Annotated in this window: 14 protein-coding genes; 9 read left to right on the plus strand and 5 right to left on the minus strand. The window is 57.6% G+C overall.

Annotated elements, in window-relative coordinates:
• Positions 1-1260: flippase (locus IQ273_RS19885; protein WP_194024903.1), on the minus strand; the 1260-nt coding region annotated here is incomplete at its 3' end.
• Between the two features lie 3 nt (positions 1261-1263).
• Complete coding sequence (locus IQ273_RS19890) at positions 1264-3426, minus strand: polysaccharide biosynthesis tyrosine autokinase (protein WP_194024904.1); 2163 nt, start codon at positions 3424-3426, stop codon at positions 1264-1266.
• A gap of 1403 nt (positions 3427-4829) precedes the next feature.
• On the opposite strand from IQ273_RS19890, the gene IQ273_RS19895 reads away from it, so the two are divergent.
• On the plus strand, positions 4830-6887 hold the full coding sequence (locus IQ273_RS19895) for a polysaccharide biosynthesis protein (RefSeq protein WP_194024905.1): 2058 nt from the start codon (positions 4830-4832) through the stop codon (positions 6885-6887).
• A 64-nt stretch (positions 6888-6951) separates the two neighbouring features.
• Positions 6952-8028, plus strand: a complete 1077-nt coding sequence (locus IQ273_RS19900) for an SLBB domain-containing protein (protein ID WP_194024906.1) — start codon at positions 6952-6954, stop codon at positions 8026-8028.
• 225 nt (positions 8029-8253) lie between these two features.
• On the opposite strand, the gene IQ273_RS19905 is transcribed toward IQ273_RS19900, so the two are convergent.
• On the minus strand, positions 8254-8991 hold the full coding sequence (locus IQ273_RS19905) for a cyclic nucleotide-binding domain-containing protein (protein WP_194024907.1): 738 nt from the start codon (positions 8989-8991) through the stop codon (positions 8254-8256).
• 76 nt (positions 8992-9067) lie between these two features.
• Between IQ273_RS19905 and IQ273_RS19910 the strand changes: the two genes are divergently transcribed.
• The 3 genes from IQ273_RS19910 (at position 9068) to IQ273_RS19920 (ending at position 10997) form a co-directional block, all read left to right on the plus strand.
• Positions 9068-9256 (plus strand): hypothetical protein, encoded by a 189-nt coding sequence (locus IQ273_RS19910; RefSeq protein WP_194024908.1) that lies wholly within the window; start codon positions 9068-9070, stop codon positions 9254-9256.
• A 135-nt stretch (positions 9257-9391) separates the two neighbouring features.
• Positions 9392-10144 carry a peptidylprolyl isomerase gene (locus tag IQ273_RS19915; RefSeq protein WP_194024909.1) on the plus strand — a complete coding sequence of 251 codons (753 nt, stop codon included), beginning with the start codon at positions 9392-9394 and terminating at the stop codon, positions 10142-10144.
• A gap of 253 nt (positions 10145-10397) precedes the next feature.
• Positions 10398-10997 (plus strand): YdcF family protein, encoded by a 600-nt coding sequence (locus IQ273_RS19920; RefSeq protein ID WP_194024910.1) that lies wholly within the window; start codon positions 10398-10400, stop codon positions 10995-10997.
• Between the two features lie 10 nt (positions 10998-11007).
• Here IQ273_RS19920 and IQ273_RS19925 read toward each other — a convergent pair whose 3' ends face one another.
• On the minus strand, positions 11008-11298 hold the full coding sequence (locus tag IQ273_RS19925) for a HetP family heterocyst commitment protein (protein WP_194024911.1): 291 nt from the start codon (positions 11296-11298) through the stop codon (positions 11008-11010).
• Between the two features lie 111 nt (positions 11299-11409).
• Positions 11410-11670 (minus strand): DUF1816 domain-containing protein, encoded by a 261-nt coding sequence (locus IQ273_RS19930; protein WP_228053427.1) that lies wholly within the window; start codon positions 11668-11670, stop codon positions 11410-11412.
• 499 nt (positions 11671-12169) lie between these two features.
• On the opposite strand from IQ273_RS19930, the gene IQ273_RS19935 reads away from it, so the two are divergent.
• The 4 genes from IQ273_RS19935 to IQ273_RS19950 form a co-directional block, all read left to right on the plus strand.
• Positions 12170-13288, plus strand: coding sequence for a response regulator (locus tag IQ273_RS19935; protein WP_194024913.1), 1119 nt, complete (start codon positions 12170-12172; stop codon positions 13286-13288).
• Positions 13285-13446: a hypothetical protein gene (locus IQ273_RS19940; RefSeq protein WP_194024914.1), complete on the plus strand. Its 162-nt coding sequence runs from the start codon at positions 13285-13287 to the stop codon at positions 13444-13446. Before IQ273_RS19935 ends, IQ273_RS19940 begins: the two co-directional genes overlap by 4 nt.
• 52 nt (positions 13447-13498) lie before the next feature.
• Positions 13499-15193 carry an FAD-dependent oxidoreductase gene (locus tag IQ273_RS19945; RefSeq protein WP_194024915.1) on the plus strand — a complete coding sequence of 565 codons (1695 nt, stop codon included), beginning with the start codon at positions 13499-13501 and terminating at the stop codon, positions 15191-15193.
• Positions 15194-15235: 42 nt separating this feature from the next.
• Positions 15236-15812, plus strand: a 577-nt coding sequence (locus IQ273_RS19950; protein ID WP_194024916.1) for a DegT/DnrJ/EryC1/StrS aminotransferase family protein, incomplete at its 3' end; no start/stop codon positions are given.

A 15812-nucleotide genomic window follows, 5' to 3' on the forward strand; every position in this document is an offset into this window, starting at 1 on the left:
GGTGGGGGGAATCAGCCAGAAAAATAGGTAGCCGCCGATCGCGTAGGAGATCAGCGTGGCTACCGCAGCCCCCATGCCGCCCCCGATCGGAATCAGCCACAGGTTGAGCAAAATGTTGGAGACCAGGCCTGCTAAGCGCGAGTAGAGGTTATAAATTTGTAGCCCTTCAGCCACAATCCATTTGCTCTGGGCGATGCCAAGAAAGGCGAATAGTGTGCTCCAAATATGCACGGCAAAAATGGGCAGAGCGGCCCGGTAGGCCGGACCATAGAGGCCTAAAATCAGCACCCCCGACAGGGGAATCAGCACCGCAATCAGGCCGTAGGCGATCAGGGTGTTGAGGTCGTAGAGCTGCTGCAACCGGCGACGGTAGCCGCCGCTCAGCTGCCCCTGGGCTTTGACAAGGCCGGGAAACAGTGACGAGCAGACGATGATGGGCAAAAATGAGGTCGCTTCTGAAAGGGTAGACGCGCTGGCGTAGAGGCCGACGGCAGTACTGTCCAGCATCTGCCCCAGCATTACCTGGTCGATGCTGATGTACAGTACGCAGGCGGTAGACGACAGCACCAGCGGATACGACTCTTTGAGCAGGTAGCCCGCCCGCTGGTAGCTAGCACGCCAGTTGCTCACCCGCTGGCCCTGGCGATGGTAAAACAGCAGCAGCCCAGCGGCGTAGAATAGCGCTTCGAGGGCGATAATGGCAGCGAAGGTGGTGACGGGTGCCCGATTGAGCACCAGGGCGATCTTCAGGGCTACTACCAGCAAAAACGCCCCCTGCTCCGCCAGCACGGCGTATTTTGAGGCAACCTGGGCCTCAAACCAGTTCTCGATCGGCTGCAGCGAATTGAACAGATACTTGAGGGCGACGATCGCCACCAGCAGCTGCGCCAAGGGCTGATCGGGGGCCAGCCACACCATGCCCAAAATGCTGAGGGCGATCGCCGCCAATCCGCCCACGACCTGCACCCCCACGGCAGTGCCTAAAATTTCCCCTGCCTCGACTGGCTGGCGCACCAGGTCGCGGGTAATAATTGGCCCCATCTGCACCGTCGAGAGCGGCGAAAAAAAGCTGACAAAGGCCAGGGCATACTGTAAATTACCAAACCCTTCGGGCTTGAGGTAGCGGGCCACCCAGGTGCTCACCAGCAGGCTCACTAGCAGGCGAGCGCTGCGCCCCCCAAACAGCCAGCTGGTGTTGCTCAGCACCTGGCGCACTTCGCTGTCAAAGCCGCCGTAGAGTTTTGAAACCCGGTTTAGCATAGGTTAGACTTGCCCCCGCTGGCTGCCTACCGTTGCTCGCGGGGGCGACCCACTGCGATCGCCGTAGGTACCGTAGTAAAAGTAGCTGTGGGGCTCGTGGCGGGGCAAAATGCCGTTGATCACCTGACCCAGTACCGGCAGCCTCGACTGCACCAGGCGCTCGTTGGCCATGGTGGCGCTGTCGATATCGACCACGCCAGGACGGGTGACCAGCACCACACCATCGGCCATTTGCCCTAGGGCCAAAGCATCAACACCGATGTTGAGGGCGGGGGTGTCGATCACAATAAAGTCGTAGGTCTGGGCCAGCTGCTCTAGCACCGCCACCATTCGCTGGGAGTCAATCAGCACCGCCGGGTTAGGGGGAATTACCCCAGCGGTAAGCAGGTCAAGGTGCTCAACGGGGGTTTTAATCATTTCCTGGGCAGGCCGCTGCTCGACCAGTAGGTTGCTGAGGCCCTGGTCGTTGACCACATTCCAGATCTGGTGCTGGCGGGGGCAGCGCATGTCGGCGTCGATCAGCAGCACCCGCTGGCCAGTCTGGGCGCGAGCCATAGCTAGGTTGGCCGACACAATCGACTTGCCTTCGCCGATTACCGAGCTGGTCATCACAATGGTCTTAATGGCGCGGTCAGAGCTGAGAAACCTGAGGTTAGCTTGCAGCATCCGGTAGGCTTCGGCGATCGCACCGCTGGGAACCTGTTCAACGACGACTTCCCCTCGGTCGCCGTTGGGCAGCGGGTGGCCCCAGCGATGGTCAGGAATCATGCCCAGCAGGGTGAGGCTAAACAGGTCTTTGGCTTCGGTAGCGGTTTTGATCTTGCGATCGCGCGATTCTAACCCCAGAGCCGTCAACCCCGCTAGGCCCAGCGCCAGCAGCATCCCTGTGGCTAAAAACGACCCCTGGCGCGGGGCGACTGGCTTGTCGAGCACCGTCGCTGGCTGCAGAATGCGGGCGTTGCCCACGTTCTGGTTTTCGCTAACGCGAGCCTCATGCAGCCGCCCCAGCAGCAGCGAATAGGTTGACTGGGCCGCCTCTAGCCGCCGCATTAGCTCCCGCTGTTCTTGCTCTAAAAACGGCAGCTGGGCCGCCCGCTGGGTGTAAGCATTTTGTGCCGTTGCTAGGGCATTCACCTGCTGAGCCAGGCCCTGGCGTTTGGCCTCGGTGCGGGCCAGATCTCCCGCTAGGGCAGCTTTGAGGTCACCCCCTTGCAGCTGGCCTTTGGGCGGGGCGGGCAAGCCATTGAGCGCTTCACTGACCCGCTCATCCAGCAGGGTTTCGAGGTTGGCACGGCGAGTGAGCAGGGTCGAGACCACCGGGCTGGTATCGCGATAGCGCACCCGCTCTACGGCCAGCTGTGCCTCCACCGCCTGAAACTGGGTGAGCACATCTTGTACTCCCGGTGATTGACTTAGGGAGGTCAGGGCGATCGCCTCCGGTGGCGACATCGCCAGCTGCTGGCTAAAGGTTTGGGCTTGAGCGCTGGCATCGGCTAGCTCTGAGTTGACCTCGGCAATCCGGCGGCGCAGCTCTTCACGGGCAATCACCATCGCTCCCTTTTCTTCCTCTAGAGATGCTACCTGGTGGGCCTCCTGAAAGCGGCGCAGTTCGGTCTCTGCCGCTTGCACCCGCGCCTCGGCACCGGGCAGCTCGCGCTCTAGAAACTCTCGGGCGGCTACGGTCTCGGCCCGGTTGTCTTGAATGTGCTGGTCGAGATAGACCGCCATCACCGTATTCACCATAGTCTGGGCCAGATCGGGGTTCTCGCTGCGGTAGGCCAGCAGCAAAATGTCGGTGCCGCGCGGGCTGGTGAGCTTGAGACTGCGCTTAAGCTCGCCTCGACTGAGCGGCGGCTGGTCGTCGGGGGCGATGGCATTCACCTGCTCAACGGCAGCCTCTAAAATCAACGCTGAGCGAATCGCTTCCATCTCGGTAGTGATGGGGTTGTTGGACTCTACGATGGGGTCAAACCCACCAACCCCGGCCCCTACTCCGGTCAGCGTCGCTGCTTTATCGGCACCGGTAAAGCGAATTTTGCCCTCGGCTTGGTAAATCTCGGGCTGTAGGGCCAGGGTGGCCGCAGTGCCAGCCATCACGCCGACAAATACCACCGTGGCCGGCAACCAGCGGCGTTTAAGCATCAACCAGTACTGTTTTGTGTTCATGGCAATAGAGGGGGAGCGGGTGAGTGGACGTTGGGCGGATGGGAGATAATGCCCCTGACATAACGAAAGCGTCCCTAGGACTGCGCTGGCTGAGCGGAGTCGTTCGTGCAGCGAGAAAGCTAAAATTCCCCCGATATATCCCCTAGCCCTCTGGGGCGGCTCTGCCAACGACTCCGCCCAGGGGACGGTTACGACATAACTGAGGTTGATGGCTTGACTAAGGTTCAAACTTTAGGGATTTACAGAAATCTTTAAGAAGTATTTTTTAGCCTAGCTACTTAGCTGACTTTCTTCCCCAAATTCAAGCGATGATTCAGCAATGAGATAATTGAACTTACCGTAGCAAAGGCGATCGCAAAAAGAGTGCCACATTGCCTAGACCGATGGGGTTACAGCTTCACGCTGGGCTGGGTTAGCCGCCCACCCGTAGTAGCGTTGGTACCACTGCACAAACTGCCGTGGCGGGTTCAGCTGAGTAAAGGTCTCTATCGGCTGTTTTATCTTTGCACGAGGTCCAAAAAAAGGCCAAATTGCCCAAAGCTGGGAGTTTGGCAAAAACTTATTTTTCGACTCTTGCATGATATTTCATTAAATCTTCACAGTTGGTTTTTAGCTCAATCATCAACCTTTCTCCAGTGGCAATCTGGCAAGAAACGAGCCAAAAACTTACCTATGATACTTTAGAAATTCAACAATTAATTCTGTTCGGCATTGCCCAATTCAATTAGAAAGTCTTCAGGGTTCGAAGACTCTCACAATTTTAGAGTGCGCCATTGTTCACTGACTGACAAAAGTTTCCTTCGTAGGTTGGGTTGAGGTAACGAAACCCGATACCAGCAACGGTTTCGTTGGGTTACGCTGTCGCTAACCCAACCTACTACAGAATGAGGGTTTCAAGAGTTTCGTCAGTCAACCAGCATTGTTCTACGCGGTGTGCTTGGCCTGTAGCCGTCGTCACCCTGTAGTTTTACTTCAAAGATCCTACAAAATAGCTGTCTTTAGATGGCTCATTGAGCCGTTTTAATTGAACAGACTGATCGAAGCAGATCGTTTTGATCTCATGATTACTGTTTCAAAATTCATTCAAAAACACCCTGGCTAGTACTCTGCGGCGTAAGTTTAGATCCTATTCTGCGGGGGCTAGGGAGCAGGGGAGCTAGGGAGCCAAGCCATTCGGAATGGTGGGCATATTTCAACCGGCGAGTACTAGTTTCTAGCTAAGGAGCCTTTAGATATTTTTGGCTCAAGAAATTTTTTCACTGAAATAAATAGATCCTTCCTGCCTAGCGGAGCTTGAAGCCACATCTCAAGCGCTAAAACAAGAAGCCGGGGTTAAACCAATTCTTCGCATCTGCCCGGTTAGCCTACCGATTTTTAGAGCACGTCTCAGGAGAATCTTTAAAATGCTATTTAAGCGTAAGGGCCAACTGCCTCATCTCAGAAATCGCCATGTTTTGCTGGCCGATATAGCAATTTTTCTGGCGTCTCCGCTACTCGCTCTCGGTCTGCGGCTAGATGGAGCGATTAACTTTCAGGTTTACTATCCCCAACTAGTCTGGTTTACCCTGGTATTTTTGCTAATTAAGCTGGGCGTGCTCGGTTTGTTTGGCGGCTACCGACGCTGCTGGCGCTACGCCAGTGTTGACGAACTCCAGCAACTCGCTCTGATGATGATGGCGGCGATCGCGCTGCAAACCTTAGCCTTCGCTGCGGTTTCCCCCATCTGGCTGGCTGGCTTGCCGCGATCGCTGCCCCTGCTCGACGCCATTTTGGGCTTTTTGCTGGTGGGGGCGCTGCGGTTTAGAATTCGCGCCCTCGAACGGCTGAGCCAGTCGCGGCGCACGTTCTTTCGCCGCGATCGCGTGTTGGTAGTGGGTGCGGGCAGCGCCGGGGTATCGCTAGTGCAGGAAATGCAGCGCAACCCGTCTTTGGGTCTGCGCCCCGTCGCCTTTGTCGATGATGATCCGGCCAAACTACACTTGCGCATTCGCAAGCTGCCGGTGGCGGGCAACCGCAGCCAGATCCCAGATCTGGTGCGATCGCTGCACATTCGCCGGGTGATCATCGCCATGCCCACGGTTTCAGGCAATGTGATTCGCGAAACCGTTGAGATCTGCCAGCGGGCGGGCGTGCAGACCAGCACCCTGCCGGGTATTCACGAAATTTTGAACGGTCGCGTTTCTTTGGGGCGGGTGCGCGATGTGCAGATTGAAGACCTGCTGCGCCGCGACCCCGTGCAAATGGAGGTCGAGCAAGTTGCCAACCTGGTACGCGGCAAGCGGGTGCTGGTCACCGGGGCCGGTGGCTCCATTGGCAGTGAGCTGTGTCGCCAGCTGCTCCAGTGCCACCCCGAGGAGTTGATCTTGGTCGGCCACGGCGAAAACTCCATCTTCAATATTCAGCAAGAACTCGAAAAGATGGCCCAGACGATCTGCGATCGCCCCAAAATTTCCCCCTTTATTGCCGATATTCGCTTTCGCCACCGCCTAGATCACGGTTTCAGGCAGTTTCAGCCCCAGATGGTGTTCCACGCCGCCGCCCATAAGCACGTGCCAATGATGGAATCTAACGCCGCTGAGGCCGTCACCAACAACATTCTCGGGACCCAAAACCTGGTCACCCTGGCCCAGCGCTATCAGGTCGAGCACTTTGTCATGATCTCCACCGACAAGGCGGTCAACCCCACCAATATCATGGGAGCCAGCAAGCGGGTGGCCGAAATGCTGGTGCTGCAGGCCACCCACCAGAGCGATCGCCACTACGAGGTGGTGCGCTTCGGCAATGTGCTGGGCAGCCGGGGCAGCGTGGTGCCCACCTTTAAGCGCCAGATTGCCGAGGGCGGCCCGATCACCGTCACCCATCCCGACATTTGCCGTTACTTTATGACTATTCCCGAGGCGGTGCAGCTGGTGCTCCAGGCCGCCACCATGGGCCAGGGGGGCGAGATTTTCATGCTCGACATGGGCCAGCCGGTCAAAATTGTCGACCTGGCCAAGGAGTTGATTCGCCTGTCGGGCTACGAGCTGGGCAAGACCATGCACATTGTCTTCACCGGCCTCAGGCCGGGGGAAAAGCTCTACGAAGAGCTGTTTATTGGCGGTGAACAGTACACCGCCACCCGCCACAAAAAGCTGTTTGTCGTCACCAACGCCAGCGGCATTGTGCCCACCCAGCTCGATCGCCTGGTGCGCGCCCTTAGCCGGGCTGCCCTGCGCCACGACCCGGCGGAGATCAGTTTTTTGCTAGAGCAGCTGGTGCCCGGCTTCAAACCCCAATACCAGCCTCTGGTGGCCGCCCCGGTCAAGCCCGTTGCCGAGCCCGTTACCAAGCCCATTACCAAGCCCGTTATCGAGCCCGTTATCGAGCCCGTTATCGAGCCCGTGGCCAAGCCATCACCCTGGCCCGCCGTGGAGAAGCGCCCGGTGCCGGTGCTGGCGGTTGGCTATGACAAAACGGCTTGAGGTAGCCTCGCCGATACCAGACTATTACCGCCATAAACTCGATTCACCCAGGAGATCTCTGCCCATGAACATCCTGTCAACTGGCCATTACCAGCGCTGGTCCATCAGCGCTGTCCCGCTCGTGCTGGGTCTGGTGGTAAGCGGTGGCGGGGTACTGGCCTCGCCCGTCACCCCAGAGCCAGAACACCAGGCTGTTGCCCCTGCCGCCGCTGTTGACACCGAGACCTATCTGCTGGGGCCGGGCGATCGCGTCTTGGTCGACATCTTCGATGTACCCGAGCACAGCGGCGAACGGCAGGTGCTGATCGACGGCTCGGTCAACCTCAACTGGGTGGGCGGGGTTGCGGTGCAAGGCCTGACCTTGCCCCAGGCCGCAGGGGCGATCGCCGCCGCCTACAATCGCTACCTCTACGACCCGCTGGTGACGGTGACCTTGACCAGCCCGCGCCCCCTGCGGGTGAGCGTGGCGGGGGCCGTCAATCGGCCCGGCTCCTACGTGGTGTCGTTTACCGAGGCCCCCGGCAGCGACCCCGACGCCCGCTGGCCCACCGTCACCCAGGCCCTCCAGCAGGCCGGGGGCATTACCCAGTTTGCCAATGTGCGCCAGGTGCAGGTCGAGCGGCAGCAGTCGGTTGACACCGCCAGCACGCTCAATCTTGACCTGTGGGCTTTACTCCAAACCGGCGATCTCAGCCAAGATATTGCCCTGCGCGACGGCGACAGCATTTGGGTCCCAGCCACCACCGCCATTGCCCCCGCCGAAGCCCGCAGTTTGGCGTCGGCCAGCTTCTCCCCGGCGGTGATTCAGGTCAACGTGGTGGGCGAGGTGCCGCGCCCCGGTACGGTAGAAGTGCCCCCCAACATGCCCCTCAACCAGGCGCTGCTGGCGGCGGGCGGGTTTGATAACAGCCGCGCCCAGACTGGGTCTGTGCAGCTGGTGCGGCTCAACCTTGACGGCAGCGTCTCCCAGCGGGAGGTGGCGGTCGACTTTACCCAGGGCATCAACGAAGACACCAACCCGATTCTCTACACCAACGATGTGATCATAGTGAACCGCTCGGGCACCGCCCAGTTCTCGGACTCCTTCAATGGAGTGCTCGAAACCATTGGCAAAATCTTTCCGTTCTTCTTCCTGTTCTAAATATAAGAATGCTGCTTAGAGGATGTTTGAAAAGTCCTACTTCTTGTAGCGAAAGTGGAGATCCCCCTAAATCCCCCTTAAAAAGGGGGACTTTTAACCCCCCTTTTTAAGGGGGGCAGGGGGGATCGACCGGTGACTAAAGCTACAGCGACCCACTTTTCAAACGCCCTCTTAACCACATTTCAGCAGAGACCCCCTGGTTTTCCTGCTGCTGTGACGGTTCATCTACAGCAGCTGTTTAATGGCGTTTAATTCGGGAGTGTGGAGGGCTAGCCGGTAGAGTAGCCCACTGGTTTGGCAGGTCCAGTTGCCTTGGCGGGGCGCATAGAGCCAACCGTCGCCTACCTGAGAAGACGCGTTGGGGGCGGCTGGGTTGAGCAGGCATCCATGGCGTAGCCAAAGGTACTCGTCGGCAATGAGGGGATACTGGCCCAGGGTGCTGCCTGCTTGTAGAGGCTGCTCGACTAGTTGCGGCAGCAGCCGACCGCTGAGAACCTTGCTGGGCAACGCGCCTAGAGGGGTGTACTGCTTGAAAAAGGCCAGCTGCGATCGCCGCTGCGTTTGCCGCTGCAAATGACTCAGCACCAGGGGCCACTGACTTAACGCTCGCTCTACTGCCCGATTGGGCAACCGCACCAGCTGACAGGAAGCGGCGGCCTTTGCCCAGTAGGGGAGTGGATGCCCGCAAAAGGTGCGATCGCAGCCAAAGGCTTCGCCCGGCCCCAGGCAGGCCACTGAGACGGTTTTTTGTAAGCCTTCATTGTGGGTCAGTAGACGCACCGTGCCAGACACAATCAAAAAAAGATCGTCAGCCTCACTCGGTGGGCGACTACTCGCCTGATCGGGCGAGCAAGCCATAATATCGTCACCTAGATCAAATTGATAGTGTTGAGCCGACTCAATCTGTACCAGCAGTGTTTTAATCAGGGGTATCGAAACCAAGTCTTGGGGTGCTGTTTTCACGCCGATGACAGGGTGACTAAACTTATGTTTAGGAGTAAGTAATACGCGTCTAAGCTGGCACGATGGAGGGGCATTCATGACGCTAACTTTAGGCCGTAGAGAACTTTATCATGCTCCCCCCAAGCCTATCAATTATCAAGACTTTGGCTATCAGAATAAATTAAAAAACAAGATAAAATGTCGCTATTATCATGAGGCGGAGATAAAGATAAATCGCAGCTCAGTCTTTGGGGAGAAGGTCACCGCTGGCAAGATGGCAGTATAATCTAAAAGCTTCTGACTATACTGCTCAGCAGCATCTAATTCCAAGCAGACTTCAGACAATTCTTCGAGCCTGTGGCTGCTTTAATGACATTAGTAATGCAGATGAGCAACAGGCTGACTGCGGGGAACAAGATCTATGGCCAATTTAGCCGATCTATCTCTTGACGCTCAAGAAGTTGTTGACTTTCTTCGCCAAAATCTTCGTTTGCCAGAGATTTATCAAGCGATTGTCGAACAAAAGATTATCCATCAGGTTGCCCTAGAATATGGCATAACCGTTACCCTGCCAGAAATAGAGACGGAAGTTGAAAATATTCGCTACGAAAAAACGTTTGACAACCCCACTGGTTTTGTAGACTGGCTCAGCGATTGTGGTGCCACCCTAAGCGATCTCAAGCAAATGCTGCGCTCTAACCTGCTCACCGAAAAGGTCATGCGCAGTCTTTTTGTCGATCGGGTTGAGTCCGTATTCTCCCAAGATCGCCACAGTTTTGACCAACTGGTACTCTATAAAATTGTGGTGCCCTATGAACATCTGGCCCGAGAAATTTTTTACCAAATTGAAGAAGAGGAAATCAGCTTTTTTGAGGCAGCCCACGTCTACGATATTGACGAAAGTCGCCGCCTTAGCTGCGGTTATGAGGGCACAATTTTGCGGCATGATCTGCCGTCAGATTTAGCTGAAGTGCTATCAACGGCCCGAGTCGGCGAACTAGTGGGGCCGTTCAAGGCTGCTAATCAATTCTATGAGCTGTTTTGGATAGACGATTTAATTTATCCTGATTTAACCCCTGCGTTGCAAAGCCGCATTCTCCAGCAGCTGTACCAAAACTGGATGGAGCGTCATATCAATGATTATCTGGATTCCTTTACCTCTCAGGCTGAGTAGCTGTTGCTAGTACCCGAAGGTTGAAATATACCTATTGTTTGGTCTCGCTTGGCTCCCTAGCCCCCCCGCGATTAGCAATAGTCACCACACTGATACCGCACTACGAGTACTCTGCAGCGCAAGTTTAGATACTATTCTCCGGGGGCTAGGGAGCAGGGGAGCTAGGGAGCCAAGCAATTTGGAATGGTGGGCATATTTCAGCCGTCGAGTACTAGGTTGACCGAGGGTGAGGTGTTCGAATCCAGGAGTCGTTTTGGCAAAGCTCGCTATGAAGTACCGTCGTCATCGCCGATATTTGTGGATGGCTTACGGTGTGTTGGGGGCAGGTCTGGGGCTGCTAGTGCTGGCTGGCTGGCTAGCGGTGCAGCTGACGGTGACCCAGCGCCAGGCACCCACGCCCCAGGCTATTTTGGTCCTAGAAGGCCAAACCAGTCGGGTGCGCTTTGCGGCGCAGTTCTCGGGGCAGCACCCCAGTTTGCCCCTCTGGGTATCGGGTAATCCCGAGGGGCAAGCCCTCAATGAAACTATCTTTCGTCAGGCGGCGGTACCCAAGGGCCTTGTGCATTACGATGGCTGCGCCACCGACACTGTCACCAACTTTACCTGCACCGTTTCAGACTTGACGGCCCGCCGCATTCACCATGTCTACGTAATCACCTCTGACTACCACATGGGGCGGGCGCGCGCCATTGCCGCCATTGTGTTTGGCAGTCGGGGTATTGTGGTCACGCCGGTAGCGCTGGCGGCCCCCGATCGCGCCCCCGAGTCGCCCCTGCGCACCGTGCGAGACTGCCTGCGATCGCTGGTTTGGCTAGCCACCGGCAAAACCGGGGCCAGCCTCAACCCTGGCTAAACACAGACAGTTACTGTCGAGTCGACAGGCACATCACTGGCTCAGCCCGAACTACGGTTTCGCTGGATCGGTTGCTTTGGGCCTCAGCAGGCTTGAGGCGATTTTCTTTGATAAGTCGTTTATAGGTGCGGTAGGGCAGGTAGTGGGCGGGATTGTAGCCCGCGTAGCGCAAAATCAAAACGCAGGCCCAAGAATATTTGCCGTCTATAATAGCTGTTACCACTTGCTCAAACTGCTCGACGCTCATGGCTCGCTTGGTGGTTGCATAACTGGCTGGGGAAACTGTAGTGTACTGCGACATGAAAATTCTCCAAAGCATTAAAAAAGATATGAATTCTATCGAACAGAGAATATTGATAAAGTGATCAAAATTTGCCCCAATAATTTAGGGCCGATGCGCTAGTTCTAGACCCTAAACTTTGTATACAAAATCAGCGGTTTCAGCTTCTTCAAAGATGGTGAGCCGAGTTGGGTGACACTGCTTGACAATCACCTGTATGGTGTAAACGCCCTCTTCAAGCAAGTCATCGACATAACCAGGTCGCATGGCTTCGGCCTCTTGAGAGCTAGAGAAGGGGCCAAAATAGTAGAGGCACTGGGGCGTATTGGTGATTATTTCTACCCACCAATTACCCTTGCCTAGCTGAGCAAGATTGAGAAAAAGTTGTTTCATCATTGTTTTATGCACAAAAAAATAGCTGACCTAGAGCAAGCTTTGGATTTAAACGGAAGAATCACTAGGGCTATTCTTGATCCTCCCCCGTGAGGAAGTCGTGAGCACTTCTCATATATGTAACGAGAACGTTGCAAAGGTTGATTTAATTCAATTTAAGTCTTAAAAACTAATTTAGTCCGTCATCAGAACGATCGCAGATACTTGAGGGGTTACTCCGTTTGGTCTGGTCCTGAGACAGCGAGTCTCTGCAGTTTGCATCGCGATTTTTTGCTTAAGTGTCTGGCGTCAGGGAAGCTTGTTTTTCTCTCCCTAACTGATTTATTTCACGCTTCATCTCACGCTTGATCGCCTTGCCTTTAGCACTAGGCTCTAATGGTTTGTAGCCCTTAAAGGTACTGGCTTAACTGGCTACTCGCCCCAGGAAGGGGCGGAGAGTAAAGGCTCAAGCTTGGGTTGCTCTAACGGCCTTGACCAGCACACTCCTGGGGAGATGGCTATGCGATTTTTAGTTGTAGAAGACGATGAGTTTGTGGCCCAGGCGCTCAAGCTCCTGCTGGCGGAGCAGAGCTATGGCGTAGACCTGGCCCCTACCGGCCGCCTCGCCCTAGAAATGGTGGAGTCATTTGAGTACGATCTAGTCATCTTAGATCTGCTGTTGCCCGACATTAACGGTGTCCATTTGTGCCAACAGTTGCGATCGCAGGGCCACTCAGTCCCTATTTTGCTCCTGACGGGGCAAAACGATGTTGAACAAAAAGCCGTCGCCCTCAATGCCGGGGCCGACGACTACGTCGTTAAACCTTTTGATCACCGAGAGCTGTTGGCCCGCGTCCAAGCGCTGCTGCGGCGAGGGTTGGGCCAGCCCCTGCCCGAGCTTACCTGGGGTGCCCTACAGTTCGACCCCAGCAGTCGTCACGTGACCTACAGCGGCCAAGAAATCACGCTGACTCCAAAGGAGTACGCCATGCTGGAGCTTTTTCTGCGCCACAGCGATCGCGCCTTTAGCGCCAAGCTCCTGCTCGACCGGGTATGGGCGGCCGAAGACTACCCCAATGAGGAGGCGGTGCGCACCCATATCAAAGGACTGCGCCAAAAACTGCGCCAGGCCGGCGCTCCTGACGACTTCATCAAGACCATTCACCGGGTAGGCTATCGCCTCAATCCTGCCCTCAACCCCGAGCTGCTGGCGCTGCCCCAGGCCACCTGCCTGATTGTTGTCGCTTCAAAGGCCGATCAGATCGGCCTTCAGTCGGTGCTGCGCGGCGAGACCTGGCTGCACCCGGTGTGGCTGCGGCAGTACGACGATGTCTTGTCTAATTTGGTGACCCATCTGCCTGGGTTGGCTCTGTTTAGCTACGACCTCGACCCGATAGCCAGCCTGAACCTGTGCCGCCACCTGCGTCAGTCGCAGCGCTGGCAGCATCTACCCGTGATGTTTCTGCTCGGCCAAAAAACGATTAGCGCCATTCAGCAAGTGTTTGAGGCTGGTGCCAACGAGGTGATTGATCAACCTGTGGTAGGGCCAGAGTTACGCACCCGGATAGCCAACCAGCTGCGGCTAGCCGAAAACTCGGGCGCGCCGATGCCGCCCAGTTGCCCCACAGTCAGCCCTTGACAGAGCCCTTGCCAGAACCACTGCCAGAACCACTGCCAGAGCCCCTGACCGATCGCTGGGCATTGGGCGTTGGCACTTTGGCCAGATCCCCGGCAGCGATGGGGCTAGGGTTGGGACTAACGGCGGCGGTTGGGGCGATACCCCAGGCGTTGGGCTGATAGCCCAGTGGCTCTGGCTGCCCAATGTGCTGAACTCTTAAAGCTTAAACCGATGACGCTTCTGGATGCCCACACCGTTGCCCCCCAGACCCCGATCGAGGCAGATGTCTGCATTGTGGGGGCGGGGGCGGCAGGTCTAGCCCTGGCCCGCGAGTTGATCGGCAGCCGCTACAGCATTGTCGTGCTGGAGAGCGGCGGGCTTCAGAGCGATAGAGCCACCCAGGCCCTCTACGAGGTCGACACCATAGGGCATCCCCTGCGCATGGAGCAGGGTTATGTGTCGCGCAATCGCTATTTTGGTGGCTCGACCAACACCTGGGGCGGGCGCTGCATTCCCCTCAACGCCATTGATTTTGAAGTTCGCGACTGGGTGAACGACAGCGGTTGGCCCTTTGACAAACAGGCACTGGAGCCCTTTTACCGGCAGGCGGCTAGGGTGTTGCAGCTGCCCGACTACGACTACTTCAGCCCTGAGCGCTGGCGGTCAAGGCTGTTGGGGCCGCTGGCCCAGGGGCTCTACGGTGAGGCTGTGGTCCCTGAGATAGCGCTGATGGGGCGATCGCCCATCAAAATGGGCCGGGCCTACCGACGGCAGCTAGCGGCGGCCCCCAATCTGCATATTTATCTCCAGGCCAATGTGACCGAACTGGAGCCCAATCCCGCTGGCACGACTGTTGAACAAATCCATGTGGCAACCCTGGGGGGCGATCGCTTTCGGGTGCGGGCCAGGGTGTTCATTTTGGCCAGCGGCGGCTGGGAAAATGCTCGCCTGCTGCTGGCCTCATCGCGCCACTGCCCCCAGGGGCTGGGCAACCCCTACGACGTAGTAGGCCGCTACTATATGGAGCACCCCAAAATCTTGCTGGGGCGGATCTATCCCCGCGCCGACCTGCTGCGATCGCCCGCCGTACTCGACTATGCCCCCATCGCCGGAGGCTATGGACAGCTGGGCCTGAGGCTGGGCGATACCCAGCAGCGCCAGGCTCAGGTCCTCAACCACTACCTCCAGCTGCAGCCGGGGTTTCCCTCCGGGCTGCCCGAGGCCCGCCAGACCTGGCAGTGGGTGTGCAGCCGGGCCAAGCGCCTGCGGCTCCACCAGATTCGCAGACAAGACCTGCGCCAGGTGGCCCCTCACCTGGGCCAAATTGGCGAGTATTTTCTCTGCCGCGCCCTGAACCGGCCCATTCCCTACCCCCATATTGAAGTGTTTAACCACTTTGAACATGCCCCCAATCGCGACAGCCGGGTGAGCCTGAGCCGCGATCGCGACGCCCTGGGCAGCCCCCGACTTCAGGTAGACCTGCGCATTACAGCCCAGGAAAAGGAGAACCTGCTGCACCTGCACCGCCTGGTAGCCAGCCACCTACAACAGCTGGGGCTGGGCGAGTTGGTTACCCCCGACCTCGACCCCACCGCCGACTGGCCGGGGCTGACCGACGCCTCTCACCACATGGGCACCACCCGCATGGGCCTGCACCCCCGGCGATCGGTGGTTGACCCCGATGGCCGCGTCCACGGCCTGAGTAACCTCTACATCACCGGTAGCTCGGTATTCCCCACCGGGGGGCACGCCAACCCCACCCTGACCCTGGTTGCCCTGGCCCTGCGCCTGGCCCACCACCTGCAAACCGTAGTGCTGCCCAAAACCTCCCGTGCTACCCCAGTGCCAGACCAGGCCATCCCAAACCGGCAAAACCAACCCCAGGTGGCTCCAAGGCCACTACACACCCAAGCTACCCCCCCATAATCTCCATCCTCTCCCCCTCTTCACCCTTCACCCATTGCAACGATGCACTCCCTCCAGCGCACCTGGATCAGCACCCACCGCCGCACTCGCCAGACCGCCCGCGTTGCCAGGGCAATCTGGCGGGGCGACATCTCCCGCTATCCCCCCTTTGTGGCCGCCTTTGAACAACGCTACGCCCGGTGGGTGGGGCGCAGCTACGGGTTGTCGCTATGCAATGGCACCTCGGCCATCGAAGCGGCCCTGTTTGCGGCCCAGGTCGGGCCTGGGGATGAGGTAATTGTGCCGTCCTGCACCTTCCACGCCTCCATTGACCCCATTCTCAATGCCGGAGCCGTGCCGGTATTCGCCGACGTGGAAGAAAAGTCGTGGACGCTAAACCCGATGGCGGTACAGGCCAACATTACCCCCCGCACCAAGGCAGTGATTGTCGTTCACCTGTGGGGTATTCCGGCGGCCATGGGGCCGCTGATGGCGGTATTAGAGGGCCATAATATTGCCCTGATCGAAGATGTCTCCCATGCCCACGGGGCTCGGTGGGGCGATCGCGCCTGCGGTGCCTTTGGCCGGTTTGGGGTGTTTAGCCTGCAGGGCAGCAAACCGGTGGCGGCGGGGGAGGGGG

Origin of the sequence: Nodosilinea sp. LEGE 07298 (genome assembly GCF_015207265.1) — a bacterium.
In the GTDB taxonomy this organism is placed as follows: Bacteria; Cyanobacteriota; Cyanobacteriia; order Phormidesmidales; family Phormidesmidaceae; genus Nodosilinea.